A 26,285-nucleotide genomic window follows, 5' to 3' on the forward strand; every position below is an offset into this window, starting at 1 on the left:
TGCCTTCAAACTTATAAGTGTGGCACGCCGCGGCCCCCAAACCTATAGGTGCGACAGGCCGCGGGCGGGCGGTCCGCCTGTCGCCCATGCGAAGCCCTCTCGCTACAGGTCGTCGTGGGCCGCATCAAGCCCGGCGAACACCAGGGCCAACGCGGCAAAGTCGCTCGGGGCGTCACTCATGGCCACGACCACGTAGGGCCTGGGTCCCGCAAAGACCACGCCGGCGTCCACGGTTGCGGGTGCGGCGCCCAGCGCGCCGTGGCTGGGATACCATCCGGCCTTACCCCAGCTGCCGTAGAGCGGCCCCACTGCCATGGCCAGGGGCGACTCGTCGCGCCTGGCAAACAGCGACGCCAGGTAGTTGGCGCCGTCCGTGCCGCTCGAGAGGTACTCGTTCATGTGCTCCCAGATGCGCGCCAGCTGGCGGGCCGTGACGTAGGGATAGTAGTAGGTCGTGTAGGGGTTGGTGCCCCCGAAGCCCGTGGTGTCAAAGCCAAAGCCCCTGAGCCAGGTCCCCAGGATGCTCTCGCCAAAGCGTCGGTGCAGCGCGCGGAACGCGTCGTTGTCGGAGCTCAGGATGAGGCTCTGCGCCAGGTCCGAGACGGACGCGCCGTCCACCTGCCCCGTCTCTACCATCGTCTCGTAGATGGCCACGAGGTAGGGACCCTTGATGCTGCTGGCGGGATAGCGCGACACGTCCGGCTGGTAGCTGAGCGTGGCCCCGGAGCTGAGGTCCTTGAGGTAGAAGCTCACGGAGTGCCCCCGGTCCTCTAGGGCTCCCACGGCCTGGGTGAGCTTGGCGTAGCCGTCGCTTGACGCCAGGGCGTCGCTGCCGCCGTCTGCATCGATGGCGGCCCTGACGGGGCGCGCCTCGCTGGGAAGCTGGTCCGCGAGCGTCGCGGGGCCGTCCGTCTGGTCCGGCTGCGCAGCGCCCTCGGCCTTTGAGCCGTCCGGCACGCCGTTCGCGCCCGTCGTCGCGTCAGAGGACGCGCCGCCGTTAGGAGCGGGCTTCCGCGCCGCAGGACTCGCGTCGCCCGCAGCGGGGCGTCCCTGCGGCTGACGTGACAAAAGGGGAATGACGCCCTGCGTCACGCCCGCGACGACGAGCATGGCGGCCAGCGCGAGGAGCGCCCCCGCCACCGCGAGGCCTGTCGCCGACCGCCGCTGCGTGCGTCGGGGCGCGGCGTGCTTGCCCTGCGTGACATCGTCCTGTCCCATGTTCGGGCCTCCCCGCCCTCGTGTGTGGCCGTCCGCGTCGCCCATGCCGCCGCGTCTGTCTCGCGTCGTGCGCCTTCAGCCTTGGCCAGGGGCGCTCAGCTCCCGCAGTCCCCGCAGACATAGTCGTCGAGCGCCTTGACGAGCTGCTCCAGCGCCTCCAGGTCCTCGGAGGAGTCCGACATCACGGCGACGACGTAGGACCTGCCGTTGTCGCCCGGGCGCACCACCACGCCCGCGTCGTTGGCCGCGGGAGAGACGCCCTGCTCCTCCGTGAGGGGAAACCATCCGGCCTTGGACAGCGTGATGACGGAGTCGTTGGCCTCATCCCCCAGGGCGTCCTTGATGGGGCTGCGCTCGCGCTGCTCAAAGAAGGACCTCAGGGTCGCGCTCGCGCCCCTGCCGCTCGAAAGGTAGCGCCAGATGGCCTCCCAGGCCCCGCGCAGCTGCTCGGGCGTGCTTTGGGGATAGCGCTGGTCAACGTACTCCTTGCGGGTGCCGTAAGCTCCCAGCCCGATGTCGGCGGCGTCTAGCCAGCTGGCAAAGAACTCGGTCCCGTACTGGCTGCGCAGAGTCCCGTACGAGGCGTTGTCCGACCACATGACGGCGGCCTGGGCGCGCTCCTCCACGTCCGACAGGGGCACCTGGCCGGTGTCCACGAGCTGTTGGAAGAGGGCGCAGACATAGAGGCCCTTGATGCTGCTCGCGGTGTAGTAGCTCGTGTTGGTCCTGAAGCCCATGGTCACGTTGCCGTCAAGCGTCCTGAGGTCGAGGCTCACGTTGATGCCCTTGTCGGAGAGGCCCTTCAGCGCTTCGACGACGGGGTCGAGACGGCTTTCGTCGATGCCCCCGAGCGAGCTCGTGACATGAAGCCGGGCGGACCCCACGTCAATGTCGGCCGACGTGGCAGAGGTGCTGGCCGTGACCTGGCTGGCACTGTCGGCGGCGGCGGGTTGCGCAGCCTGGGGCGGCGGGGGAGAGGCGCAGCCCCGCGCCAGAGCCGCGATGCCGAGCGCGAGGGCAAGGGCCGCGAGGGCCACCGCAACGGCGAGGGCTGCGGCAACGTGACGGCGCACCCGTCCGCCCCGCCGACGCAGCCGCCGTGCCAGGCGCCAGACCCTGCGCGCCGCGAGGATGGGAAACATGACGACGTCGGCGAGGATGGCCGAGAGGTCAACTTCCCGGCGGCCTCTCGGGCGGGGGTTGTCGTCGGGTCGGCGCCTTCTTCGCCTTGCAGGCACGACCGACTCAGTTCTTGAGCGAGTTGAGGGGGGCGGGGAAGCGCCCGCCGCGCCGGGCGAAGATCGTGCCCGCGTGCCGGTTGACGGGCATGACCGGCGCGCTGCCAAAGAGGCCGCCAAACTCGAGGGTGTCGCCCTCGGCGTGACCGATGGCGGGGATCAGGCGCACGGCCGTGGTCTTGGCATTGATGACGCCGATGGCCATCTCGTCGGCGATGATGCCCGCGATGGCCTCCACCGGCGTGTCGCCCGGGATGGCGATCATGTCAAGGCCCACCGAGCAGACGCAGGTCATGGCCTCGAGCTTCTCCAGCGAGAGGGCCCCGTCCTGAGCGGCGCGAATCATGCCCGCGTCCTCGGACACCGGGATGAACGCGCCCGAGAGGCCGCCCACGCTCGAGCTGGCCATGACGCCGCCCTTCTTGACGCAGTCGTTGAGCAGGGCGAGCGCGCAGGTGGTGCCGGGTCCGCCGCACTCGCCCACACCGATGGTCTCGAGAATCTTGGCGACGGAGTCCCCCGCCGCAGGCGTGGGGGCCAGCGAGAGGTCCACGATGCCCTTCTCGACGCCCAGCCGTCGTGCCGCCTCGCGGCTCATGAGCTCGCCGGCCCGCGTGATCTTGAAGGCGGTCTTCTTGATCTGCTCGGCCACCTGCATGAGGTCGGCGTCGGGCGAGAGCTCCCCGAGGGCGGCGGCCATGACGCCGGGGCCCGAGACCCCCACGTTGATCACGGCATCGCGCTCGCCGGGGCCATGGATGGCGCCGGCCATGAAGGGGGAGTCCTCGACCATGTTGGCAAACACGACGAGCTTGGCGGCCCCGTAGCAGTCCGTGTCGGTGGTCAGGCGAGCCGCCTCGATCATCTTCTGGGCCATGAGCAGGACGGCGTCCATGTTGATGCCCGCGCGCAGGCTGGCGACGTTGACGCTGGAGCAGACGCGGGTGGTGCCGGCGAGCGCCTCGGGAATGGAGTCTATGAGGCGTCGGTCGGTGTCGCCCATGCCCTTCTGGACGAGGGCCGAGTAGCCGCCCATGAAGTCGACGCCGAGCGCCTCCGCGGCGCGGTCCATGGCATGGGCCAGCGGCGTGGGGTCCGCGTCGGGGCAGGCCGCGGCCAGCAGCGCCATGGGCGTCACGGATACGCGCCTGTTGGCGATGGGGATGCCGTACTCGCGCTCGAGGTCCGCCGCCACGTCCACCAGGCCCTCGGCGGTGCGGGTTATGCGGTCATAGACCTTGGCGCACATGCGCGACATGCTCTCGTCGGCGCAGCCGAACAGCGAGATGCCCATGGTGATGGTGCGCAGGTCAAGGTTGTGCTGCGAGACCATCGCATTGGTCTCCGCCGCCTCGTCGGGGGTGATTGCCATGCTCGTCCTCACGTCGTCCTTCGTTGGGATGACACCCATGCTAGCGCAAGGGGCAGCGGGCGACGACGGCGTTTACCTGCCTGCCAACTGTGACGGGACGTCAGCCGCGAGGCGCGCGTCACGCGAGCCCAAAGGCCCAGGCGATGCGCAGCAGGTAGGGGTGGCCCGGCGCGTAGACGGGCTGGGGAAAGTTCCTGTGATGCGGCGCGTCCGGGTAGAACTGGGGCTCCAGGGCGATGCCCCCGAAGGCGCCGTACCGCGCGCCGCCCTTGCCGCGGGCGTCAAGGCCGCCGCCGGTGTAGAGCTGAAGGCCCGGGGCGTCGGTGAAGAGCTCCATGGTGATGCCCGTCTCGTCTCCCACCAGGGTCGCCGCCCGCTCGAAGCGCTCACCGTTGTCAAGGCAGAAGTTGGTGTCGTATCCCTGGGGAAGGTCAATGAGGCGCGTGGAAAGGACGGTGGGCTCGCGCAGGTCGTAGATGGTCCCCTCCACGGGCTCGACGCGCCCGGTGGGGATGAGCTCGTCGTCGGTCGGCGTGTAGGCGCACGCGTCCAGGCTCAGACGATGGCCGAGTGCCGAGCCGGCCGCGTGCCCGTTGAGGTTCCAGTAGGCGTGGCTCGTGAGGTTGACGATGGTGGTGCGCGACACCTCCGCGCGCAGGGTGAGCTCCAGGCGGTTGTCAAGACGCAAGGCGTAGGTTGCCGTCACGCGGGCCGAGCCCGGAAACCCCTGGTCACCGTCACGGCTGGTGAGCCCCAGGCACACCGACGAGCTGCCGTCGGGCAGGGTCGCGGGCTCCGACACCACGTCCCAGGCGCGTTCGCGCCACACGTGGGGGCCCGAGTGGAGGTTATGCGCGCCGTGCGTCTTGGCAAGGCGGTGCGTGGTCCCCCCGAGCTCAAAGCTCGCCCCGGCGATGCGGTTGGCGTTGCGGCCGATGACGGCGCCGAGCGAGCCGCCGTGGCTCAAATAGCCGTGAGCGTCGTCATAGCCCAGCGTGACGTCGGTGACGCCGCCATTGCCGTTGGGCACGGACACCTCCTGGAGGATGGCGCCCAGGGTCGTCACCGAGACGCGCATGCCGCCCTCGTTCTCCAGCGTCAGGAGGCGCACCCCTTGACCGTCCCGCGCGCTTCCAAAGCTCCTGGCATGGGCAGACATGAGGTCTCCTCTCCCCGGCGCCGCCGCTGGCCGGCCCGCGGACGGCTCAGTGCGACCTTATGAGATGCTAGCATGCGACCGATGCGTTGGGAGACGACCCATCGTCAGGAGGCGGGCGACCCGCCGCCCTGCGTCTGGCGCCGTCCGGCGAAGGGGAGAAAGCGGGCAGGCCGCCCCAAGGCGCGTCCCCGCTTTTTTGACGCATTCGTGCACCCGGTGCGGTCTCGTAGCACAATGTCAACGGAAGCGTTCGACATGACGGCGGGCTTGGCGGCCCGCCGGGGGAAAGAGGGCACGATGCGGTTTTCCAAAAGGGTCGACCTGTTTGGCGACGAGGTCTTTGCGTACTTCAATCAAAGGCGTCGCGAGCTTGAGGCCGAGGGGCGCACGGTGTTTGACCTCTCGGTGGGCACGCCGGACTTCGACACGCCCGCCCACATCAAGCAGGCGCTGGTGGACGCCTCGAAGGACGACGCCAACTGGAAGTACTCCCTGCACGACAAGGACGAGCTCCTTCAGGCCGTCTGCGCCTACTACGAGAGGCGCTACCACGTGTCAGGCATTACGCCCGACATGGTCATGAGCTGCCGGGGCACCCAGGAGGGCATGCAGTACGTGTGCGCCGCGCTGGCGGACCCCGGCGACGTCGCCCTCATTCCCGACCCCTGCTATCCGGTGTTTAGGGCGGGCACGCTCCTCGCGGGCGCCACGCCCCACTACTACCCCCTCACCGAGGAGAACGGCTTTCTGCCCGACGTCACGACCATTCCCGACGACGTGGCGGACCGCGCGGCGTACATGATCGTCTCGCTGCCCGCCAATCCCGTGGGGTCGGTGGGCACGCCCGAGCTCTACCGGCAGATCATCGACTTTGCCAAGGCCCACGACATCGTGATCGTTCACGACAACGCCTATTCCGACGTCGTCTTCGACGGCCCGCGCGGCGGGTCCTTCCTCGACTATCCCGGCGCCCTCGACGTGGGCGTGGAGTTTCTCTCGCTGTCCAAGTCCTTTGACGTCACGGGCGTGCGCCTGTCGTTTCTGGTGGGGCGCCCCGACGTCGTCGCCGCGACGCGCAAGCTTCGCAGCCAGGTGGACTTTGGCATGTTCTTCGTGGAGCAGGACGTCGCCATCGCCTGCCTCACGGGGCCGCTTGACGGCGTGGAGCGCCAGCGCCTTGCCTACCAGGAGCGTCGCGACGCGCTCTGCGACGGCCTCGAGGCCCTGGGCTGGGAGCGGCCCAACTGCCACGGCACGCTCTTCGTGTGGGCCAAGCTTCCGGGCGGGCGCACGGACTCCTCGGCCTTCACGATGGAGCTCATGGAGAAGAGCGGCGTCATCGTGACGCCGGGATCCAGCTTTGGACCTCATGGTGAGGGGTACGTCCGCTTTGCCCTCGTGCTGCCGCCCGACAAGATCCGCGAGGCAGTGAGGGCCATCGGCGCGGCGGGCCTCTAGGGGCCCTCGACGAGGGAGGCGCACATGCTGGGACGCAGGACCACCACCATCATCACGCACGACGTCCTGTACAGCCAGGATCCCTACGCGCGGGTCATGCTCAGCGGCATGAGCCGTCGCGAGGACGTCGCGGCCGTCAACGCAGCCGCCCCCGACCTCTGCGGGTTCACGGTCAACTGGCCCAGCTTGCCCCGCAGCGTCGACCGCGACCAACTCAAGGAGCTCGTGAGGGCGCTTGCCCCCACCATCCCCGCCGTGGGCGTCTTCTATGACCAGCCGCTTGGGTTCGTGGCCGAGCTGTCCGACGAGATGCTCGACGTCATCCAGCTTCAGGGCACGGAGGGCAACCCCTACATCACCTTTCTGCGCGAGCTCGTGGACATCCCCATCATCCAGGCCGTCTCCCTGCGCAGTCTCAAGGACGTGGAGCGGGCCAACGCGAGCATCGCGGACCTCGTCCTGCTCTGTGGGGGGTGGGGCGCGGGCGTCGCCTTTGACTGGGCGCTCGCCCGCGAGGTCGCGCGACCGTACGTCCTGGCGGGCGGCATCAGCGCACAGAACGTCGGCCGGGCGGCACAGGAGCTTGCGCCCTGGGGCTTTGACATGAACAGCTCCCTTGAGACCAACCGCGAGAAAGACCCCGCCAAGATGGTCGCCGCCGTGGCGGCGGTCAGGGCGCTGTCATCGCGGAGATAGTCGGCCCCGAAGGCGGCCGGCCCCGAAGGAGCGCGTCTTCGCATATTGTTACGTTCGTGCAAATCGCCGCGCGCTCACGCCCGCGGGACGCCTCGCACATGGGATAGTGCCCCCAAGCCGACCGTCGGGGTCGGCTTTGAGCGAAACGGACGGCATGATGGGTCATAGCGCCTGGGCACACAAGGAGGTCACGCGTGCCGTTGCGGCCGCGTCCCTTGTCGCGCCGACGGGTGTCGCCCGCGCCCTCGCGTCCATCGCTCCCACCTCTGAGATTATTTCGCCCCTCGCGGGCCTCCTCCTAGCGTAGGCGTGCTGGCCTAAGGGTCCGGCTCCTTGTCGACACCCCGTCATGCGCGCCGTTCTTCATCGCAACGCAGCATCGCCCCCTTGCACGAAGACGCGACCGGAGGAGAGAGACATGACCCGCAAGATAGCCATCTTTGACACCACGCTGCGCGACGGCGAGCAGTCGCCGGGCGCCTCCATGAACACCGAGGAAAAGCTCATCATAGCCCAGCAGCTCCTGCGTCTGCACGTTGACGTCATCGAGGCGGGCTTTCCCGTCTCGAGTCCCGGCGACTTTCGCTCCGTCCAGGAGATTGGGCGCCTGGCGGGCGACGACGCCGTCGTCGTGGGCCTGACCCGCGCCGTCGAGAGGGACATCGACCGCGCCGCGGAGGCCCTGAGCACCGCGAGGCGCCCGCGCATCCACACGGGGCTGGGCGTCTCGCCCCAGCATTTGGCCGAGAAGCTGCGCATAGGCGAGGACGAGTGCGTCGAGCGGGCCGTCCACTGCGTCCGCTACGCCAAGCGCTACGTGCAGGACGTCGAGTTCTACGCCGAGGACGCCGGCCGTGCCGACCAGGCCTTCCTCGAGCGCGTGATCCAGGCCGTCGTCAGGGCGGGCGCCACGGTCGTCAACATCCCTGACACCACCGGCTACCAGCTGCCCGACGACTTCGGGCGTCGCATCAAGGGCCTCGCCGATAACGTCTGCGGCATCGAGGACGTGACCATATCGGTTCACACCCACAACGACCTTGGCATGGCCACCGCGCTGGCCCTTGCGGGCGTCAAGAACGGCGCCCGACAGGTCGAGTGCACCATCAACGGCCTGGGGGAGCGGGCGGGCAACACCGCCCTCGAGGAGGTCGTCATGGCGCTCAGGATGCACGGCGAGGAGCTCGACGGGCACACCGACGTCGTGACCACCGAGCTCACCCGCGCCTCGCGCCTCGTGAGCCGCATCACGGGCATGCAGGTGCAGGCCAACAAGGCCATCGTCGGCGCCAACGCGTTCGCGCACTCCTCGGGCATCCACCAGGACGGCGTGCTCAAGGCCCGCGACACCTACGAGATCATCGATCCAGCCGACGTCGGTGCGGCGGGCTCTGAGATCGTGCTCTCGGCCCGCTCGGGCCGCGCCGCTTTGCGCCACCGTCTGGGAGAGCTTGGCCACAGCTTTGACGAACAGGACTTTGACGAGGTGTACCAGCGCTTCCTCGAGATCGCCGACCAGAAGAAGGAGGTCTTTGACGAGGACCTCGAATCCATGGTGCAGGAGCGTGACCGCGAGACCAGGGCCGTCTACGTGCTCGACGCCCTGCAGGTGTCGTGCGGCGACCCCCTCGTGCCCACCGCCACCGCGACCGTCACGGACGAGACGGGCGCGACCCGCGTGACGTGCGCCACGGGAACCGGCCCGGTTGACGCCGCCTACCGGGCCATCGACCAGGTCGTCACGGTCCACGGCGACCTCCAGGAGTTCTCGGTCAAGTCGGTGACGCGCGGCATCGACGCCATCGGCGAGGTCACCGTGCGCGTGCAGGCCGACGACGGCACGCCGTTCACGGGACGCGGCGCCGACAACGACATCGTCGTCTCGTCCGCCAAGGCGTACGTCAACGCCATCAACCGCATGATCTTGACCGCACGCTCAAGGCAGGAGGCGTAGGGATGGCCGGGGGCGCAAAAAAAACGAGAGAGCTCACGGGGGCGCAGGTCCTGGTAAGGACCCTCATCGACCAAGGGGTGGACACCGTCTTCGGCTACCCGGGCGGCACGGTGCTCGAGATCTTTGACGTGCTCATGGACCACGCCGACCAGCTGCGTCTGGTGGAGCCCACGCACGAGCAGCACGGCTGTCATGCCGCGGACGGCTACGCCCGCGCCACGGGACGCTGCGGCGTCGTCATCGCCACCTCTGGTCCCGGTGCCACGAACCTGGTCACGGGCATCGCGACGGCCTTCTTGGACTCCATCCCGCTCGTCGCCGTGACGGGCAACGTGAGCAACGCCATGATCGGCACCGACGCCTTCCAGGAGCTGGACATCACGGGCGTCACCCTGCCCATCACGAAGCACAACTACTTCGTCCGCGACGCCTCCCGCCTCCAGAAGGTGCTACGCGAGGCCTTTGAGCTCGCCCTCTCGGGTCGTCGCGGGCCCGTCCTCGTGGACGTCCCCGCCGACGTCCAGCGCGCCCTCGTGCCCTTTGAGGAGCTGCCGCCCGTCGGGGCGCGGCCGCCCCTCGAGCCGTCGGATGAGGCCCTGCGCGCGGCCGCTGACGCCATCAACGCCTCCGAGCGGCCCTTCGTCTACTTCGGGGGCGGGGCCGTCGCCTCCGGGGCGGGCGAGCAGGTCGTGAGCCTGGCACGGCGCATCGGCGCCCCCATCGGCTGCTCGCTCATGGGCGTCTCGGGCATACCCACGCGGACGGAGGGCTTCCTGGGCATGGAGGGCATGCACGGCCACGCCGCGAGCACGCAGGCGATGAGCGCGTGCGACTGCCTCATCGCGCTGGGCGTGCGCTTCAACGACCGCTCCACGGGCGACCGCGCGACCTACGCCCCCAGCGGCAGGGTCGTCCACGTGGACGTGGACTCCTCGGAGTTCTCCAAGACCCTCGAGGACCGCGTGGAGGTCCAGGGGGACGTTCGTCTCGTCCTCGAGCGCCTCCTGCCGCTCGTCACAAACGCCACCCATGAGGCCTGGGACGAGCAGGTGAGCGAGCTCGTCGCGCGGGAGCGCGCGGGCGAGGACTGCCGAGAGGGTCTCACGCCGCAGAATGCCATGGCCGCCATCAACCGGCGCCGCCCCGCACAGGTTCCCGTGGTGACGGACGTGGGCCAGCACCAGATGTGGGCGGCGCAGGGACTCGCCTTCTCCCGCCCGCGCACCTTCATCAGCTCCGGGGGCCTGGGCACCATGGGCTTTGGCCTGGGAGCCGCCATCGGTGCGGCGCTCGGGACGCGGGGCCCGGCCATCCTGGTCACGGGCGACGGCTCCTTTGCCATGAACCTGGTGGAGCTCATCACGGCGGCCGACAACGACCTGCCCGTGGTCGTCGTTCTGCTCAACAACGGCGTCCTTGGCATGGTCAGGCAGATGCAGTCCCTCTTCAAGCGCTCCCGTCACGCCGCCACGACGATCGCGCACAAGGCGGATTTCATCGCCATGGCCCGTGCGGCGGGCGCCGCGGCGACGCGCGTGACGTCGGTGGGGGAGTTCGAGGAGGCGCTCGCACGCGCCCTCGCCCAGGACGGGCCCACGCTCATCGAATGCCCCATCGACCCGGACGAGTTCGTGACGCCCGTGCTCAGGATCGGGGCCTCCATGGACGAGCTCATCGTCACCATGGATGACGTCCAGGCACGGATGGGAAGGTGAGGGTCATGAGGAGCTACAGCATAGCCATCATGGTGCGCAACGAGTACGGCGTGCTCAACCGCGTCACGAGCATGTTCCGTCGTCGCCAGTTCAACATCACCGGCCTCACGGTGTCCGAGACCGAGACCGAGGAGCTCTCGCGCATCACCGTGCAGTTCGTGGGCGAAAAGCGTGCCAAGAACCAGCTCGTCGCCCAGCTGGCCAAGCTGCCCGACGTCATCTCGTTCAAGGAGTTCGACCCCGACGACTCCATCAGCTGCGAGCTGCTGCTCATCAAGGTGAGCAACCGCGACGAGACGCGCTCGCAGATGCTCGACGCGGCCAACGCCTTCCACGCCAAGGTCGTTGACTACACCCGCGACGCCATCGTCTTTCGCATCGCGGGACAGACCCGTCGCATCGACAACTTCATCGACCTCATGCGCGACTTCACGATCTTGGAGGTGTGCCGCACGGGTGTAGTCTCGCTCGAGCGGGGAGGCACCGTCATGCGCAACGTGTCGAACATCTAGGCACACGGCCGGCACCCCCGCCGCCGGGCATCAGGGCGGCGTCACGATAGCGTCAGAGAGCACCCACAAGGAAAGGAAGCAGGCAATGGATTTCAGGATGTTTCACGAGCAGGACTGCGACGTCTCGAGGCTCGACGGCAAGCACGTCGCCGTCATCGGCTACGGCTCCCAGGGACACGCGCACGCTCTGAACCTCAAGGACTCGGGCGTCGAGGTCAAGGTGGGCCTGCGCGAGGGGTCCGCGTCTGCGGCCAAGGCCGAGGCGCAGGGCCTCGAGGTCGTCTCCAACGCCGAGGCGACAAGGTGGGCCGACATCATCATGATCCTCATCAACGACGAGTATCAGGCCGCCATGTATCGGCGCGACATCGAGCCCAACCTGACTCCCGGGAAGACCATCGCCTTTGCCCACGGCTTCAACGTCCACTACGGCTGCATCGAAGTCCGTGACGACTGCAACGTCATCATGGTGGCCCCCAAGGCGCCCGGCCACACCGTGCGCTCGGAGTACCTGGCCGGCAAGGGCACGCCCTGCCTCGTCTGCGCCCACCAGGACGCCACGGGAGACGCCTTTGACCTCGCCCTCGCCTATGGCGCCGCCATCGGCGGGGCACGTGCCGCCCTGCTCGAGACCGACTTCAGGACCGAGACCGAGACCGACCTCTTCGGCGAGCAGAACGTGCTCTGCGGCGGCGTGACCGATCTCATGGAGTCCGGCTTCAACATGCTCGTGGAGGTGGGATACGACCCGCGCAACGCCTACTTCGAGTGCATCCACGAGATGAAGCTCATCGTCGACCTCATCTACGAGAGCGGCTTCGCGGGCATGCGCAGCTCCATCTCGAACACCGCCGAGTACGGCGACTACACCGCAGGCCCCCGCGTCATCACGGACGCGGCGCGCGCGGGCATGCGCGACAACCTCAGGCGCATCCAGAACGGCGAGTTCGCCAAGGAGTTCCTGCTCGACATGTCCGACGAGAGCCGCCAAGTCCACTTCAAGGCGATGCGCCGCATCCAGGCCGAGACGCTCATGGAGCGGACGGGCAGAAAGATTCGCCAGATGTACGCCTGGAACGACAAGGACAAGCTCCTCAACAACTAGGGGCACCAGGGGCCGTCCGGCCCGGGTGGCCGCCTTTCGGCTGACGCCCGGGCCCGCGGCCGCCAAGGCGCGAGACCGACAGGAAGAGGGGACAGATGGAGCTCACAGGAGCGCAGATTCTCGTCGAGTGTCTGAGAGAGCAGGGCGTCGACGTCGTCTTTGGGTATCCCGGAGGCACGATCCTGGACGTCTACGACGCCCTGTACCAGACGCCCGACATCAGGCACTACCTCGTGAGCCACGAGCAGGGCGCGGCGCACGCGGCCGACGGCTACGCGCGCTCCACCGGCAGGGTGGGCGTGTGTCTCGCGACGTCGGGGCCCGGCTGCACCAACCTTACCACCGGCATCGCCACCGCCTATATGGACTCCTCCCCCCTCGTGGCCATCACCTGCAACGTCTCGAGCAAGCTGTTGGGCAAGGACTCGTTCCAGGAGGTTGACATCACCGGCATCACCCGTCCCATAACCAAGTGGAACCGGGTCGTCAAGGACGTCAGCCGTCTTGCGAACGTCGTGCGCCAGGCCTTCCTCATCGCGCGCAGCGGACGACCGGGCCCCGTCCTCATCGACGTCACCAAGGACGTGACGAGCGCCCGGGCCCCCTATGAGCCCCTGCCGCTCGCCCGGCATCGCGTGACGGAACTTCCCAACCCGCTCTCCCGACGCCTGCTCGGGGGCATCGAAGCGCCGGAGCCCTCGCTTGCCGACGTCGAGGGGCTAATCGATCTCATCCGCGGCGCCGAGCGGCCTCTGATCGTCTGCGGCGGAGGCGTGGTGCGCTCCCGCGCCCAGGACGAGCTTCTCGCCTTCGCCCGCCGCGTGGACGCGCCGGTGGCCATCACGGTCATGGGAGGGGGCGGCTTCGCGGGGGATGACCCCCTCTCCACCGGCATGATCGGCATGCACGGGTCACAGGCCTCCAATCGGGCGGTGGACGACTGCGACCTGCTCGTGGCCGTGGGGTGTCGCTTCTCGGACCGCGTGGCCCTTAAGCCCGCCACCTTCGCGAGCCGGGCGCGCATAGCCCAGATAGACATCGACGCCACCGAGGTGGGCAAGAACATCCGCTGCGACCATCACGTGCTCGGCGACGCCCGCCGCGTGCTCGAGCTCGTCAACGACCGTCTTGACCAGCAGGACCATGCGACGTGGAAGGAGCATGTCTTCTCGTTTGCGACCGAGACCCTCTACGAGGAGGGCGGAGACCATCTGACCCCCAAGCAGATCAACGAGACCATCGCACGCCTGCTTCCCGAGGACACGATCGTGGCCACGGACGTGGGCCAGCACCAGATGTGGGCCATCCAGCACTTTCACTTTCGCCATCCCGGCCAGCTGCTGACCTCGGGCGGCTTTGGCGCCATGGGCTTTGGGCTGGGGGCCGCCATCGGGGCGCAGGTGGGCAATCCCGCCCGGCGCATCCTGCACGTGACGGGGGACGGCTCCTTCCGCATGAACTGCAACGAGCTCTCCACGGTGGAGCACTACGGGCTTCCCGTCATCACGGTGGTCTATGACAACGCCGTGCTGGGCATGGTCCACCAATGGCAGACGCTCATCTACGACCGGCGTTACGCCGAGACCACGCTCGACCGCGGTCCCGACTGGATCAGGCTCGCCGAGGCCTACGGCCTCTCGGGACGTCGGGTGAGCAGCGTGACCGAGCTTGAGGACGCCTTGGGCGAGGCCCTGTCCTGCGGTCACGGCTACGTCATCGACGCCGTTCTCGACCCCGACGAGATGGTCCGTCCCATGGTTCCCGCCGGTCAGCACATAACCAGCTTCCTGGCCGTGTGAGAAACACCGTCACCGCGTCCGTCGCGCGGGCATGCCCGCGCCGACGCGCGACAGAGAGAGGGGAGCGTCAGCGCATGCTGTCACTCGACAAGATCTACCATGCCGCCTACGTCCTCAAGGGCGTCGCCCGCAGGACCGACCTCATCGCGGCACCCAACCTTGTGGGCGAGGTGGGCGACCTCTACCTCAAGACCGAGAACCTCCAGGTGACGGGCTCGTTCAAGCTGCGAGGAGCCTATTTCAGGATTAACCAGCTTCCCCCCGAGGAGCTGGGGCGTGGCATCATCGCCTGCAGCGCCGGCAACCACGCCCAGGGCGTCGCGCTCGCGGCGACCCAGCTGGGCGTGCGCTCCATCGTCTGCATGCCCGACGGCGCCCCCATCATGAAGGTCGAGAACACGCGCCGCCTCGGCGCGGAGGTAAGGCTCGTCAAGGGCTCCTATGACGACGCCCACGACGAGGCGGTGCGCCTCCAGCACGAGACGGGCGCCACGTTCATCCACCCCTATGACGACGAGGACGTCATCGCGGGGCAGGGCACCATCGGCCTTGAGCTCATGGACCAGCTTGAGGGCGTGGACGCCGTCGTCGTGCCCGTCGGCGGGGGCGGGCTCATCTCGGGCGTCGCCTGCGCCGTCAAGAGCCTCAAGCCCAGCTGCAAGGTGTACGGCGTCCAGGCGGCGGAGGCCTCGGCCATGGCCCAGTCGTTCAGGGCGGGGAGCTGGCAGGCCTCCGAGGCGGCCACCACCTTTGCCGACGGCATCGCGGTCAAGAACCCCGGCGAGCTCACCTTCAGGATGGTCCAGAAGTACGTGGATGACGTCGTGACCGTCTCGGACGACGAGATCGCCGCCGCCATCCTCAACCTCATGGAACGCCAGAAGATCGTGACCGAGGGCGCCGGGGCCGCCCCCGTCGCGGCAGCGATGTTTGACAAGCTGCCGCTTGGGGGCAAGCGGGTCGTCTGCGTCATCAGCGGGGGCAACATCGACGTCAACATCCTCTCGCGCGTCATCAACCGCGGACTCGCCATGAGCGGGCGCAAGGTCACGCTGGCCATCAAGCTCACGGACAAGCCCGGCCAGCTCCAGCAGGTGAGCGGCATCATCGCCAGACTGGGCGCCAACGTCGTCTCCGTTGACTACGACCTCTCCAATCCCGACCTGCCCATCTCGAGCTGCACCCTGCGCGTGGGCATGGAGACGCGCGACCAGGCGCAGATCGACCAGATTCGCGCCAAGCTCGTCGAGGAGGGCTTCGGGCTCGTGTGAGCCCGCCCCACGCCGATAATCGCCCGCAGCGCAGCGCACGTTCATCCACAAGCCCACAAAGGAGCGCCACATGAAGAGCGAGGAGCGTCATATGAAGAGCGATCCCATCAAGCATGGACCCCAGGCGGCCGCGCACCGTTCCCTCTACAATGCGCTCGGCTGGACCGACCAGGAGATCGACCGCCCGCTCGTGGGCATCGTGAGCTCCTTCAACGAGGTCGTGCCCGGCCACATGAACATCGACAAGGTCACCGAGGCGGTCCGGATGGGCGTCGCCATGGCCGGCGGCATGCCGGTGGTGTTTCCGGCCATCGCCGTCTGCGACGGCATTGCCATGGGGCACGAGGGCATGCGCTACTCGCTCGTGACGCGCGACCTCATCGCGGACTCCACGGAGTGCATGGCGCTTGCCCACGGCTTTGACGCCCTCGTGATGATCCCCAACTGCGACAAGAACGTCCCCGGCCTGCTCATGGCCGCCGCCCGCCTCAACCTTCCGACCACCTTCGTGTCGGGCGGACCCATGCTCGCCGGACGCATCGACGGGCACAAGACGAGCCTCTCGTCCATGTTCGAGGCCATGGGGGCGTACAAGGCGGGCAGGATTGACGAGGAGAAGCTGCGCGAGTTTGAGCGCAAGGCCTGTCCCGGCTGCGGCTCGTGCTCGGGCATGTACACGGCCAACTCCATGAACTGCCTCACCGAGGTCATTGGCATGGGCCTTCCCGGCAACGGCACCATCCCCGCCGTGCACTCACGCCGCCTCCAGCTGGCGAAGCACGCGGGCATGGCCGTCATGGACCTGCTCGCCAAGAACGTCCGCGCGCGCGACATCATGACGCGCGAGGCCTTCCAGAACGCCCTCACCGTTGACATGGCCCTCGGCTGCTCCACCAACACGATGCTCCACCTGCCGGCCATCGCCCACGAGTGCGGCTTCACGATCGACCTCTCGCTGGCCAACAAGCTCAGCGAGAGGACGCCCAACCTCTGCCATCTCGCGCCGGCCGGTCCCACCTACATGGAGGACCTCGACGAGGCGGGCGGCGTTCCGGCGGTCATGGCCGAGCTCGACCGGGTCGGCCTCATCAACCGTGACTGCCTGACCGTCACGGGCGAGACGGTGGGCCAGAGCATCGCCCACGCCCACAATGCCAATCCCGAGGTCATCCGCACGGTCGAGAACCCCTTCTCGCCCACGGGCGGCATCGCCGTGCTCAGGGGTAACCTCGCCCCCGAGGGCTCGGTGGTCAAGCGCTCCGCCGTCGCACCCTCGATGCTCGTCCACGAGGGTCCCGCCCGGGTGTTCGAGAGTGAGGAGGCGGCCCAGGAGGCCATCGACGAGGGCCTCATCAAGGCCGGCGACATCGTCGTCATTCGCTACGAGGGGCCCAAGGGCGGCCCCGGCATGCGCGAGATGCTCAACCCCACCTCGGCCATCATGGGGCGCGGCCTGGGCGAGAGCGTGGCGCTCATCACGGACGGTCGCTTCTCGGGCGCCACGCGCGGGGCCTGCATAGGTCACGTGTCGCCCGAGGCCGCGAGCGGCGGCGCCATCGGCGTCGTCGAGGAGGGCGACCTCATCTCCATCGACATCCCCAACTGCAGGCTGGAGCTCAGGGTCTCCGACGAAGAGCTCGAGCGGCGCCTTGCCTCCTTCGTCCCCAAGCAGAAGCCGCTCGCGGGCTATCTCAGGCGCTATGCCGCCCTGGTGTCCTCCGGCGCCACCGGCGCGGTGCTCAACTAGCGATGCGGCGGGCACGGGCCAGGGAAAGGTGACGCGCATGGGAACTGACGAGCTGCAGGAGCTGCGCTGGCGGCTCTCGGCACTGGCGGTGTTCAGGGGACTCCTTACGGACCCCGTGGTGGCGGGCGTCACGACCTGCCTGGAGGCCGTGACGTCGGGGGCCAGCTGGGACCTGAGGGTCTCTCGCTACGGCGAGCTCGTGAGCCGCCTGTATAAGACGGGGTCGTGCTGTCTGGCCGCGCACGTGCGAAACGCGACGCTCGAGGACGAGAACGCCTACCTGAGGCTCGTCGGCGCGGGCGAGGAGGTGGCTCCCAGCATGGAGGCGGCCCTCCGTGCGGAGCTCAGGACGCTTGAGCGCGTGTGCCGCCTTGCTCCCGCGGACCTTGTGGGGGAGCTTCCCGCAGGGGTCGATGGGGGGCTCCTTCCCTCCTTCGAGCCCGGCGATGCGGCAGGGAGGGGCCTGTCGGACGCCTATGCGGCGCGCAGGGCCCGCCTGGGCACCCAGGGCTTTGGCATCTACGCCCGCTACCACGTGTTTGCGGTGGGCGACGGAGGCCAGATCGAGCCGGTGCGCTATCCCGACCCCATCCGCCTTGAGGACCTCGTGGACTACGAGCGCGAGCGCGCGCAGATCCTTGACAACACCATGGCGCTCCTCGCGGGCAGGCCCGCGGCCAACATCCTGCTCACGGGGGATGCCGGCACGGGCAAGAGCTCCACGATCAAGGCAGTCGCCAACGAGCTCGCGCCCCGGGGTCTGCGCATCCTGGAGGTCCGCAAGGAGCAGCTGAGGGACATCCCCCAGATTCTCGAGGAGCTCACGCGCAACCCGCTCAAGTTCGTCATCTTCATTGACGACCTGTCGTTCTCGTGCGACGACGACAACTTTGCCGCCCTCAAGGCCATCCTGGAGGGCTCGGTCTCGGCCAAGAGCGACAACGTCGCCATCTACGCGACCTCCAACCGCCGGCACCTGGTGCGGGAGAGCTTCTCGGACCGCGACGGCGACGACGTGCACCTTAACGACACCATGCAGGAGATCATCTCGCTGAGCGACCGCTTTGGCCTGCACGTCACGTTCACCAAGCCCGACCGTGCCACCTACCTTGACATCGTTCGCAAGCTCGCCCACGACGCGGGCGTCACGATGGACGAGGGCGAGCTCGACCTTCTGGCCGAGCGCTTTGCGACGAGGCGGGCGGGCAGGTCCGCCCGCGGCGCCCGGCAGTTCGTTGACTCGTTGGTCGCCCGGGGCGCCTAGCGCCCCACACGACAGGAGAGGAAAGACGCACATCATGACACGACCCATGACCATGGCAGAGAAGATACTTGCCGCCCACGCGGGACTCGACGAGGTCGCCCCGGGACAGCTCATCGAATGTGACCTCGACGGGGTGCTCGCCAACGACATCACGGCCCCCATCGCCATCAAGACGGTGCGCAAGATCGGCGCGGGCGTGTGGGACCCCGACCGCGTCATCCTGGTCCCTGACCACTACTCGCCCAACAAGGACATCAAGAGCGCCGAGCAGACCAAGGTGACGCGCGACTTTGCCCGCGAGATGGGCATCACGCACTACTTTGAGCAGGGCTGCATGGGCATCGAGCACGCGCTTTTGCCCGAGCTCGGCGTCGTGGTCCCGGGCGACCTCATCATCGGCGCCGACTCTCACACCTGCACCTACGGGGGCATCGGGGCCTTCTCCACGGGCGTGGGGTCCACGGACGCCGGCGTGGGCATGGCCACGGGCCGAGCCTGGTTCAAGGTGCCCGAGACGCTGCGGGTCGAGGTGGAGGGCACGTTGCCCGCAGGCTCAAGCGCCAAGGACCTCATCCTGCACCTCATTGGCCTCATCGGCGTGGACGGCGCCCTGTACTGCGCCCTGGAGTTCACGGGAAGCACCATCCGCGACCTGTCCGTCGAGGGGCGCCTCACCATCGCCAACATGGCCATCGAGGCGGGGGGCAAGGCAGGCCTCTTCGAGGTGGACGATGTCTGCCGCGAGTACGTGAGCCGTCGCAGCACGCGTCCCATCGTCGAATATCATCCTGATGCCGAGGCCAGCTACCGGCGCACCGTTCATATCGATGCCGCTAACGTGGTGCCCACGGTGTCCTGGCCGCACCTTCCCAGCAACACCCACCCGGTGAGCGAGAGCCGCCACATTGGCATTGACCAGGTGGTCATTGGCTCCTGCACCAACGGGCGGATCGAGGACATGCGTGCCGCCGCCGAGGTCCTGCGCGGCCGCACCGTTGCCGACGGCGTGCGCTGCATCGTGATTCCCGCCACGCAGGGCGTGTGGCTTCAGTGCGTCCATGAGGGGCTCATGGACGTGTTCGTGGGTGCGCACTGCGTGGTCTCCACTCCCACCTGCGGTCCCTGCCTGGGCGGCTACATGGGCATCCTCGCCGCGGGAGAGCGCTGCGTGAGCACCACCAACCGCAACTTCGTCGGGCGCATGGGCGACCCCACGTCCGAGGTCTACCTCGCCTCGCCGGCCGTCGCCGCCGCGTCGGCCGTCGCCGGCCACATCGCCCTGCCGTCGGACCTGAGCTAGGAGGCTTGCGCGCAGTTCAGGGGTGCCCTTGCCGCGGGAGGACAAGATTCTGGCGACGAGCCCGAGGATGCGCAGGGACCCGGGCTCGTGGCCCACGTCAAGGAACATGGCATCGAGGACGCCATCGTCACCTACACCGGACTTTCGCGTGACGACGAGCTGACCGCCGAGCTCGCCCAGGCGTACAGTACGTCCTAGGCGCGACGCCGGCGCCATCTTTGAAAGTGCGCCGCCCCACACTGCCGGCCGTACCACAGGGGCACAGGAAAAGGGAGATCAGCTTATGAAGCTTCAGCTGGCACTTGACGAGTTCGAGCTCGACGAGGCCCTCGCCGTCGCGGACAAGGTCCGCGACTCCATCGATATCATCGAGATGGGGACCCCCTTCATGCTGCGCTACGGCCTTGAGGCCATCCGCCGCTTTGTCGCCGCCTTCCCCGAGAAGGAGATCCTGTGCGACGTCAAGATCATGGACGGCGGCAGGTTCGAGTCGGACATGGTCTATGACGCCGGCGCCGCCTACTGCACCGTGCTCGGCGTGACTGACGACGCCACCATCAAGGGCGCCGTCGAGTCTGCCAACGCGCACGGCACCAAGAGCGTCGTCGACATGATCTGCGTCCCCGACCTTGCTGGTCGCGTCAGGGAATGCGAAAAGATGGGCGTCCACGTCCTGGCCGTGCACGTGGGGACGGACGCCCAGGCTCTCGGGCGCACCCCCCTTGACGATCTCAAGGTTATGACGGCGACGGCGCGTCGCGCCGAGGTGGCCGTCGCCGGTGGCATAACCAGCAAGACCATCGACCAGTATGTTGCCCTTGGTCCGGGCATCGTCATCTGCGGCGGCGCCATTGCCCACGCGGACGACCCCGTGGCGGAGGCGAAGGCGATCAAGAAGGCAATGGAGGCATAACCATGGAGCCGTGCAAGAATCTCGCAGCCATCCTGGAGGAGCTCACCTTTGACGCCGGCCTCGTGAGCCAGGAGGAGGTCGAGAGGGTCGAGGGCCTCATCCTTGAGGCGCGGCGGGTGTTCGTGGCAGGGGCCGGCCGTTCGGGCTTTGTGGCAAGGGCCTTCTCGAACCGGCTCATGCACCTGGGACTTGACGTCCACTTTGTGGGCGACCCCACCACCCCTTCCATCCGCGAGGGCGACCTGCTCATCGTGGGATCGGGCTCCGGGACGACGAAGGGAATGGTCAACGATGTCAAGATCGCCAAGCGCGAGGGTGCGAAGATTGCCACGGTGACCATCAGCCCCGAGGCAACGATCGGCAGCATGGCGGACGCTCACATCACCATCCCTGGCTCCTCGTCGCGCAGCGGCAAACGAACTGTCGAGAAGGCTCCCTCGATACAGCCTAACGGCAGCTCGTTCGAGCAGCTCACCTGGCTCGTCTACGATGCCATGGTCGTTGACCTCAAGAGGGCGCTCGACCAGAGCCAGGATCAGATGGACTATCGGCACGCCAACATGGAGTAGGGAACGCAGGAAAACGCGGAAGGCGTCCAGGACGCCCAGGCGGCTGTCAACATCTTCAATCCGGCCTGCTGGACGCGCTTCTCGCAGCATACGAAACAGCCAGGTGCCCCGAGGTGCCTCGAGGGCATGCCAGGGCATCTGTGGCACGAGGGGGAGTGTTGCGATTAGGCAACAAGCCTTCCGGCTTTGGGCACGGAGGCAGGCGTGGCCCCTCACCTGAGCTACGATGGGACCGTCCGCTCACCATTTTAGGAAGGGACTCCGCCGTGCAGTTCAAGGGCACCGTCTTCCGCTATGGCCGCGACATTGACACCGACGTCATCATTCCGGCCCGCTACCTCAACACCTCGGATCCCGCCGAGCTCGCGCGTCACTGCCTCGAGGACCTTGACGCGAGCTTCGTCGATCGCGTGCGTCCCGGCGACATCATTGTCGCCGACGAGAACTTTGGCTGCGGGTCCTCGCGCGAGCACGCCCCCGTGGCCATCAAGGCTGCCGGCGTGAGCGTGGTCGTGGCCAAGAGCTTTGCGCGCATCTTCTATCGCAACGCCATCAACATCGGCCTGCCCATCATGGAGTGCGCCGAGGCCGTCGACGCCATCAGGGACGGCGACGTCGTGTCCGTCGACGCCGACGCGGGCCTCATCACGGACGAGACCACGGGCGCGAGCTTCCAGGCGCAGCCCTTTCCCCCGTTCATCCAGGAGATCATCAGCGACGGCGGCCTCGTCGCCCGTACGAGGCGCGTCATGGCGGGGCGCTCGGCAGCGGCCGGCACGGGTGAGGGGGACTAGCATGTCAGAGACCACGTACCGCATCTGCACCCTGCCGGGCGACGGCATCGGCCCCGAGATCATGGAGCAGGCCGAGCGTCTGCTCGATGCCGTGGGCAAGGCCTTTGGGGTCACGTTCGACTGCGAGCGCCAGCTCATCGGCGGGGCCGCCATCGACGCGACGCGCGCGGCCGGCGAGAGGGTGACGGCCCTACCCCCCGCGACGCTCTCGGCGGCCCAGGCGGCCGACGCCGTGCTCCTCGCCGCCGTCGGCGGGCCACGATGGGACGATCCGACGCCGGGCGCCGTCCGCCCCGAGCAGGGCCTTCTTGCCATCCGCAAGAATCTGGGGCTGTACCTCAACCTGCGCCCCGTCCGCATCTACGACGCGCTGCGCGGCGCCTCGCCCCTGCGTCCCGAGCGGCTCGACGGCGTGGACCTCCTCATCGTCCGCGAGCTGACGGGCGGCCTCTACTTTGGCAGGCACGAGCGCCAGGTCGATGTGGAGGGCGCCGGCAGGGACGGGACGAAGGGGCAGACGGCGATCGACACCCTCGAATACGCGGAGTTCGAGATAGAGCGCGTGCTGCGCTGGGCCTATGAGGCCGCCGCCCGCCGCAGCAAGGTGGTCACGTCGGTCGACAAGGCGAACGTCCTCGAGACCTCCCGCTTGTGGCGCGAGGTCAACCATCGCCTCAACGCCGAGTTCGAGGACGTCGAGGGCGAGGACATGCTCGTCGACAACTGCGCCATGCAGCTGGTGGCCAACCCGGCCCAGTTTGACGTGCTCGTGACGGAGAACACCTTTGGCGACATCCTCTCGGATGAGGCCTCCATGCTCACGGGATCGCTGGGCATGCTCGCGTCGGCGTCGCTGGGCGACGGGACGGCGCTTTACGAGCCCAGCCACGGCTCCGCCCCTGACATCGCGGGCAAGGGCGTCGCCAACCCCATCGCGCAGATTCTCTCGGTCGAGCTCATGCTGCGCTACAGCTTCCAGATGGATGGGGCGGCCGACGCTGTGGCGGGCGCGGTCGAGGACGTCCTTGCCGCCGGTTGGCGCACGGCCGACCTCGCCGACGAGACGACGGACGCCTCGCGTCTGCTGGGCACCGCCGCCATGGGGGACAAGATCCTGGAGGCCTTCGCGCTGCGGGCGGGCGCGCTGGGGGCCTAAGATTGCGGGGCCCAGCTCGCAGAGGCCCAGCTCGCGGGGTCCAAGATTGCTCGCATGGCGCCGGGTGTCGTCTCAAAGTGTACGTTTGGACGGGTCGTAAAAAACGAGTCCTGGGCAAACGCAAAAGGTAGCCTTCGCAACGTACACTTTAGGCGGAGGGTGCCGAACATCCGGCCCATTGTAACGGCGCCGTCTGCGATGTGCCGGAGCGAGGGAAGGGTGCCGCGATCATGACGTGGAGATGTCTGAGGGCGCTGCGTGACGCTTGTCTGGGGCGGGCGTCGTCTTGCGCGTCAGCGACAAAGCGGCCTGGGGCTGAACAGGGCGCGCAGGCTGCGAATTCGTCGGCTGAGGGCGCGCAGGCTGCACCCCCGCAGGTCGTGGACGCGCAGGACCCTGCCCTCGAGGCCGTCAGCGGCTTGGATTCTGGCGCCGCGCCTGGTCGCGGGGCCGCCGTCCCTGGTCACGGGACCGCCAGCCTCGACCCCATCGGCCCGCCCGACCCCGCCACGCACGCTCTGACGATTGCCACCTGCGCCAACGTCCGTGAGCTGGGGGGCTATGACACGCCATTCGGCCCCACGCGCTTTCACCGCTTCCTTCGCGCCGGCGACACCTGTGCCGTCAGCGCGGATGACGCACGGCGTCTGTGCGCCTACGGGGTCGCGGCTGACGCGGACCTTCGCAGCTCCTGGGAGCTTGAGCACGCGCCTGACCTGCTGGGCTCCCAACCGCGCGTCCGCTACCGCAACGTGCAGCTTCACGCGTACAACCTGCGGGAGGGCGAACCGGACCTGCCCGATGACGAGCGCGGCTACCTGATGCGCGGGTACCTTGCGATGCTGAAGAATCACTCAGCCGTCCGCGAGCTCATGTCGTTCTTCGCGTCTGCCGACGAGGACGAGTGCGTCCTTTTCCACTGCGCCGCCGGCATGGACCGCACGGGCGTCGTCTCACTCCTGCTTCTGGGGCTTTGCGAGGTGAGTCGAGAAGACCTGTTGCGCGACTATCTCTACTCCTTTGCGCCGCCGTCGCTCGTCGAGAGGCTTGTGCGGGGCGAAGAGCCGTCTCAGGAGGAGGATGACTGGGGGGCCGCTATGCTCGCGGGCGTCATGGACGCGGTCATCGACTGGTTGCTGCGGCGGTACGGCAGCGTGCGCGGCTACCTGCTTGCCTGTGGGTGTGACGCTCGTGAGCTGGACACCGTTCGTCATCACCTTGTCGGCGCGTAGTGAGGTATTGGTATGAAAGAGCCTCAGGTATAGGATACTTTTCCGGTAGGCATGATTGCGGGGGCGCAGGGCAGGCGCCCGTGCGCGAGAAAAAGACGGGACGCGTCGTGATGGTCAGAGCCAAAAGCTGCAGAGCCAGGATCTGCGAGAACGTCATGACGACGCATCATCTCGCCTGCTCGCGGCGCCCGTCGAAGGCATCCGCCACCACGGCGGGTCGTCAGCTTGATGCGAGCCTGTATGGGTAGCCTGATTTTTGTTGTCCCCATGCTGGGCACGCCCATAGTCGTTGCCGCCCTTGAGAGCGCCCTGCTCGATGACATCGCCGAGCGACATCATCGTCATCATGACACGTACCGCATCTCCAACTCGCTCACGCACACGATGGTCATTCTCTTGCTCTTCATGGGAATCTTGGGGTCGTTGCTGGTGTGGCTCTGCGACGTCGGCGCGTTTGACGTGGGCGCCCCCGTCGTCCTGGGCTTCTTTGGGTCGTTTATCTGTGTCGTGCTGGCGCTTTGGATAATGCTGCACCGCCACGAGGTGGCAACCTATGACAGCTACCTGCGCGTCCGTCCGCTCGTGGGAGGCATGCGGACCATCCGCTACGAGGACATCACGCACATGGAGTGGAGAGGGTCAAGCATGGCCGTGGGATTCGACAACATTCGGGTGAGGGCGCGGCGTCAGTCGCGTCCCGTGACCATCTGGGGCATGCTCGACCTTGAGCAGATTCTCTCGCGCATCAATCGCTTCGATGCGCTGGACCGCAGGCGAGGGTAACGAGGGAGCGGGCGAGGGACGGGGAGACCGGCGAGGGTGATAAAGCGGGCGACCACGTTCGCGGCCGCCCGCAGGCTGTGAGCGTCAGGGCCTTCGCGCGGCTAGCTAGCCGCGCCGTTTTGTCCTCGTCCGCCCCTGAGGGGCGGCATGCCCAGGCGTGCACGCAGCTTTATGGCCAGGTTTGCGGGACGCTGGGTCCCGCGGGCGGTGGCCACGAGCGCCGACCAGTGCGCGCGCGTCATGAGAAGCGCCAGCGCCAGAGCAACGAGCGCCTCCAATCCGGGCCCGTGCAAGACGAGCGTCAGGATAAGATAGGCTCCCGCTATCACGACGGCGCCCACGCACAGATATCCCGAGGCCAGCACGGCCGCAAAGCCCGTGAGGCAGGCAAGGACGCCCCAGAGGGGCGTTGCCAGAATGATGGCCGAGCAGGTGGTGGTGACGCCCTTTCCGCCCGTAAAGCCGTGCCACAGGGGGTAGTTGTGTCCCAGCGTGCAGCCCAGTCCCGCCATGAGCCCGGCGAGCTCTGCCTGGGGCGTAAAGAGCCAGCGTGCCAACGTCCAGGCAAGCACGCACTTGAGGACGTCGCCCGCCAGCACGACGAGCGCCGCCCTCGTGCCCAGCTCATGGCCCACGTTTGCCATGCCGGGGTTACCGACCCCCAGGTCAAAGGCTGATTTTCTTGCCACGGCGCGCGAGACGACGTCGGCCGTCAGGAAGCTGCCGCAGACATAGCCCATAAGCAGGCTCGCACAGGCGACGGTCAGGGGGGACACGGGCAGGGTCATGGCAGGCTCCTTACAGCGCGGGTTGGGGCGACATGGCGGCGGACGAGAACGAGAGCCTCGTTCGGACGTGCGTGTCTGCCGCTATTGTGAAGACAGATTCATAGCTGAGTGACGACGTTTGACTTTTTTGGCATCTACCCGTATATTACTTTCTTGCGCCGAAAGGTGCCCAGATATTGCGGGGTGGAGCAGTCTGGTAGCTCGCCGGGCTCATAACCCGGAGGTCGTAGGTTCAAATCCTG

22 protein-coding genes and 1 tRNA gene (1 of these 23 running past the window's edge) are annotated in these 26,285 nt (G+C 67.9%); 18 read left to right on the forward strand and 5 right to left on the reverse strand.

The window, feature by feature from the left end:
* Positions 1 to 102 precede the first annotated feature (102 nt).
* From HMPREF2826_RS03745 to HMPREF2826_RS03760, 4 genes are all read right to left on the reverse strand, one after another.
* Entirely contained in the window at positions 103 to 1,218 is a 1,116-nt protein-coding gene (locus tag HMPREF2826_RS03745; RefSeq protein ID WP_070639330.1) for a serine hydrolase, read from the reverse strand.
* Between the two features lie 95 nt (positions 1,219 to 1,313).
* Positions 1,314 to 2,456, reverse strand: coding sequence for a serine hydrolase (locus tag HMPREF2826_RS03750; protein ID WP_148138324.1), 1,143 nt, complete (start codon positions 2,454 to 2,456; stop codon positions 1,314 to 1,316).
* A gap of 7 nt (positions 2,457 to 2,463) precedes the next feature.
* Positions 2,464 to 3,828 carry a PFL family protein gene (locus tag HMPREF2826_RS03755; RefSeq protein WP_070639333.1) on the reverse strand — a complete coding sequence of 455 codons (1,365 nt, stop codon included), beginning with the start codon at positions 3,826 to 3,828 and terminating at the stop codon, positions 2,464 to 2,466.
* 118 nt (positions 3,829 to 3,946) lie between these two features.
* Positions 3,947 to 4,987: an aldose epimerase family protein gene (locus HMPREF2826_RS03760; protein ID WP_070639335.1), complete on the reverse strand. Its 1,041-nt coding sequence runs from the start codon at positions 4,985 to 4,987 to the stop codon at positions 3,947 to 3,949.
* A gap of 297 nt (positions 4,988 to 5,284) precedes the next feature.
* Between HMPREF2826_RS03760 and HMPREF2826_RS03765 the strand changes: the two genes are divergently transcribed.
* The 17 genes from HMPREF2826_RS03765 to HMPREF2826_RS03845 all read left to right on the forward strand — a co-directional run bounded on the left by HMPREF2826_RS03765 (position 5,285) and on the right by HMPREF2826_RS03845 (position 25,255).
* The gene (locus HMPREF2826_RS03765) at positions 5,285 to 6,445 is read left to right on the forward strand and encodes a pyridoxal phosphate-dependent aminotransferase (RefSeq protein ID WP_070639337.1); all 1,161 of its coding nucleotides are present in this window, start codon (positions 5,285 to 5,287) and stop codon (positions 6,443 to 6,445) included.
* A gap of 24 nt (positions 6,446 to 6,469) precedes the next feature.
* Positions 6,470 to 7,141, forward strand: coding sequence for a phosphoribosylanthranilate isomerase (locus HMPREF2826_RS03770; RefSeq protein ID WP_083307233.1), 672 nt, complete (start codon positions 6,470 to 6,472; stop codon positions 7,139 to 7,141).
* A gap of 418 nt (positions 7,142 to 7,559) precedes the next feature.
* Positions 7,560 to 9,095, forward strand: a complete 1,536-nt coding sequence (locus tag HMPREF2826_RS03775) for a 2-isopropylmalate synthase (protein ID WP_070639339.1) — start codon at positions 7,560 to 7,562, stop codon at positions 9,093 to 9,095.
* Between the two features lie 2 nt (positions 9,096 to 9,097).
* Positions 9,098 to 10,810, forward strand: a complete 1,713-nt coding sequence (ilvB, locus tag HMPREF2826_RS03780) for a biosynthetic-type acetolactate synthase large subunit (protein WP_070639341.1) — start codon at positions 9,098 to 9,100, stop codon at positions 10,808 to 10,810.
* A gap of 5 nt (positions 10,811 to 10,815) precedes the next feature.
* Positions 10,816 to 11,322: an acetolactate synthase small subunit gene (gene ilvN, locus HMPREF2826_RS03785; protein WP_058270649.1), complete on the forward strand. Its 507-nt coding sequence runs from the start codon at positions 10,816 to 10,818 to the stop codon at positions 11,320 to 11,322.
* Positions 11,323 to 11,407: 85 nt separating this feature from the next.
* Positions 11,408 to 12,427 carry a ketol-acid reductoisomerase gene (gene ilvC, locus HMPREF2826_RS03790; RefSeq protein WP_070639343.1) on the forward strand — a complete coding sequence of 340 codons (1,020 nt, stop codon included), beginning with the start codon at positions 11,408 to 11,410 and terminating at the stop codon, positions 12,425 to 12,427.
* A 95-nt stretch (positions 12,428 to 12,522) separates the two neighbouring features.
* Positions 12,523 to 14,226 (forward strand): biosynthetic-type acetolactate synthase large subunit, encoded by a 1,704-nt coding sequence (ilvB, locus tag HMPREF2826_RS03795; protein WP_070639345.1) that lies wholly within the window; start codon positions 12,523 to 12,525, stop codon positions 14,224 to 14,226.
* Between the two features lie 74 nt (positions 14,227 to 14,300).
* A complete protein-coding gene (gene ilvA, locus HMPREF2826_RS03800; RefSeq protein ID WP_070639348.1) occupies positions 14,301 to 15,497 on the forward strand; it encodes a threonine ammonia-lyase in 1,197 nt (398 codons plus the stop codon).
* 91 nt (positions 15,498 to 15,588) lie between these two features.
* Entirely contained in the window at positions 15,589 to 17,244 is a 1,656-nt protein-coding gene (gene ilvD, locus HMPREF2826_RS03805; RefSeq protein ID WP_070641094.1) for a dihydroxy-acid dehydratase, read from the forward strand.
* Positions 17,245 to 17,281: 37 nt separating this feature from the next.
* Positions 17,282 to 18,508: an ATP-binding protein gene (locus tag HMPREF2826_RS03810; protein ID WP_070639350.1), complete on the forward strand. Its 1,227-nt coding sequence runs from the start codon at positions 17,282 to 17,284 to the stop codon at positions 18,506 to 18,508.
* A gap of 34 nt (positions 18,509 to 18,542) precedes the next feature.
* Complete coding sequence (gene leuC, locus HMPREF2826_RS03815; protein ID WP_070639352.1) at positions 18,543 to 19,808, forward strand: 3-isopropylmalate dehydratase large subunit; 1,266 nt, start codon at positions 18,543 to 18,545, stop codon at positions 19,806 to 19,808.
* 283 nt (positions 19,809 to 20,091) lie between these two features.
* Positions 20,092 to 20,721 carry a 3-hexulose-6-phosphate synthase gene (gene hxlA / locus HMPREF2826_RS03820; protein ID WP_070639354.1) on the forward strand — a complete coding sequence of 210 codons (630 nt, stop codon included), beginning with the start codon at positions 20,092 to 20,094 and terminating at the stop codon, positions 20,719 to 20,721.
* Positions 20,722 to 20,723: 2 nt separating this feature from the next.
* Entirely contained in the window at positions 20,724 to 21,290 is a 567-nt protein-coding gene (gene hxlB / locus HMPREF2826_RS03825; RefSeq protein WP_070639356.1) for a 6-phospho-3-hexuloisomerase, read from the forward strand.
* A gap of 266 nt (positions 21,291 to 21,556) precedes the next feature.
* A complete protein-coding gene (locus tag HMPREF2826_RS03830) occupies positions 21,557 to 22,084 on the forward strand; it encodes a 3-isopropylmalate dehydratase small subunit (protein ID WP_070639358.1) in 528 nt (175 codons plus the stop codon).
* Between the two features lies 1 nt (position 22,085).
* A complete protein-coding gene (leuB, locus tag HMPREF2826_RS03835) occupies positions 22,086 to 23,240 on the forward strand; it encodes a 3-isopropylmalate dehydrogenase (protein ID WP_070639359.1) in 1,155 nt (384 codons plus the stop codon).
* Positions 23,241 to 23,620: 380 nt separating this feature from the next.
* On the forward strand, positions 23,621 to 24,472 hold the full coding sequence (locus tag HMPREF2826_RS03840) for a tyrosine-protein phosphatase (protein WP_070639361.1): 852 nt from the start codon (positions 23,621 to 23,623) through the stop codon (positions 24,470 to 24,472).
* 240 nt (positions 24,473 to 24,712) lie between these two features.
* Positions 24,713 to 25,255 (forward strand): hypothetical protein, encoded by a 543-nt coding sequence (locus HMPREF2826_RS03845; protein ID WP_070639363.1) that lies wholly within the window; start codon positions 24,713 to 24,715, stop codon positions 25,253 to 25,255.
* A gap of 101 nt (positions 25,256 to 25,356) precedes the next feature.
* On the opposite strand, the gene HMPREF2826_RS03850 is transcribed toward HMPREF2826_RS03845, so the two are convergent.
* Positions 25,357 to 26,043, reverse strand: coding sequence for a glycerol-3-phosphate acyltransferase (locus tag HMPREF2826_RS03850; protein ID WP_070639365.1), 687 nt, complete (start codon positions 26,041 to 26,043; stop codon positions 25,357 to 25,359).
* A 177-nt stretch (positions 26,044 to 26,220) separates the two neighbouring features.
* Between HMPREF2826_RS03850 and HMPREF2826_RS09560 the strand changes: the two genes are divergently transcribed.
* A tRNA-Met gene (locus HMPREF2826_RS09560) sits at positions 26,221 to 26,285 on the forward strand; it runs 134 nt beyond the window's last position.

The organism is Olsenella sp. HMSC062G07 (assembly GCF_001811895.1).
GTDB lineage: Bacteria > Actinomycetota > Coriobacteriia > Coriobacteriales > Atopobiaceae > Olsenella_F > Olsenella_F massiliensis.

Coding starts and splice junctions, on each gene's coding strand:
- HMPREF2826_RS03745 (WP_070639330.1), bottom strand. CDS start 1,218: ATGGGACAGGACGATGTCACGCAGGGCAAGCACGCCGCGCCCCGACGC.
- HMPREF2826_RS03755 (WP_070639333.1), bottom strand. CDS start 3,828: ATGGCAATCACCCCCGACGAGGCGGCGGAGACCAATGCGATGGTCTCG.
- HMPREF2826_RS03760 (WP_070639335.1), bottom strand. CDS start 4,987: ATGTCTGCCCATGCCAGGAGCTTTGGAAGCGCGCGGGACGGTCAAGGG.
- HMPREF2826_RS03765 (WP_070639337.1), top strand. CDS start 5,285: ATGCGGTTTTCCAAAAGGGTCGACCTGTTTGGCGACGAGGTCTTTGCG.
- HMPREF2826_RS03770 (WP_083307233.1), top strand. CDS start 6,470: ATGCTGGGACGCAGGACCACCACCATCATCACGCACGACGTCCTGTAC.
- HMPREF2826_RS03775 (WP_070639339.1), top strand. CDS start 7,560: ATGACCCGCAAGATAGCCATCTTTGACACCACGCTGCGCGACGGCGAG.
- ilvB (WP_070639341.1), top strand. CDS start 9,098: ATGGCCGGGGGCGCAAAAAAAACGAGAGAGCTCACGGGGGCGCAGGTC.
- ilvN (WP_058270649.1), top strand. CDS start 10,816: ATGAGGAGCTACAGCATAGCCATCATGGTGCGCAACGAGTACGGCGTG.
- ilvC (WP_070639343.1), top strand. CDS start 11,408: ATGGATTTCAGGATGTTTCACGAGCAGGACTGCGACGTCTCGAGGCTC.
- ilvB (WP_070639345.1), top strand. CDS start 12,523: ATGGAGCTCACAGGAGCGCAGATTCTCGTCGAGTGTCTGAGAGAGCAG.
- ilvA (WP_070639348.1), top strand. CDS start 14,301: ATGCTGTCACTCGACAAGATCTACCATGCCGCCTACGTCCTCAAGGGC.
- ilvD (WP_070641094.1), top strand. CDS start 15,589: ATGAAGAGCGATCCCATCAAGCATGGACCCCAGGCGGCCGCGCACCGT.
- HMPREF2826_RS03810 (WP_070639350.1), top strand. CDS start 17,282: ATGGGAACTGACGAGCTGCAGGAGCTGCGCTGGCGGCTCTCGGCACTG.
- leuC (WP_070639352.1), top strand. CDS start 18,543: ATGACACGACCCATGACCATGGCAGAGAAGATACTTGCCGCCCACGCG.
- hxlA (WP_070639354.1), top strand. CDS start 20,092: ATGAAGCTTCAGCTGGCACTTGACGAGTTCGAGCTCGACGAGGCCCTC.
- hxlB (WP_070639356.1), top strand. CDS start 20,724: ATGGAGCCGTGCAAGAATCTCGCAGCCATCCTGGAGGAGCTCACCTTT.
- leuB (WP_070639359.1), top strand. CDS start 22,086: ATGTCAGAGACCACGTACCGCATCTGCACCCTGCCGGGCGACGGCATC.
- HMPREF2826_RS03845 (WP_070639363.1), top strand. CDS start 24,713: ATGGGTAGCCTGATTTTTGTTGTCCCCATGCTGGGCACGCCCATAGTC.
- HMPREF2826_RS03850 (WP_070639365.1), bottom strand. CDS start 26,043: ATGACCCTGCCCGTGTCCCCCCTGACCGTCGCCTGTGCGAGCCTGCTT.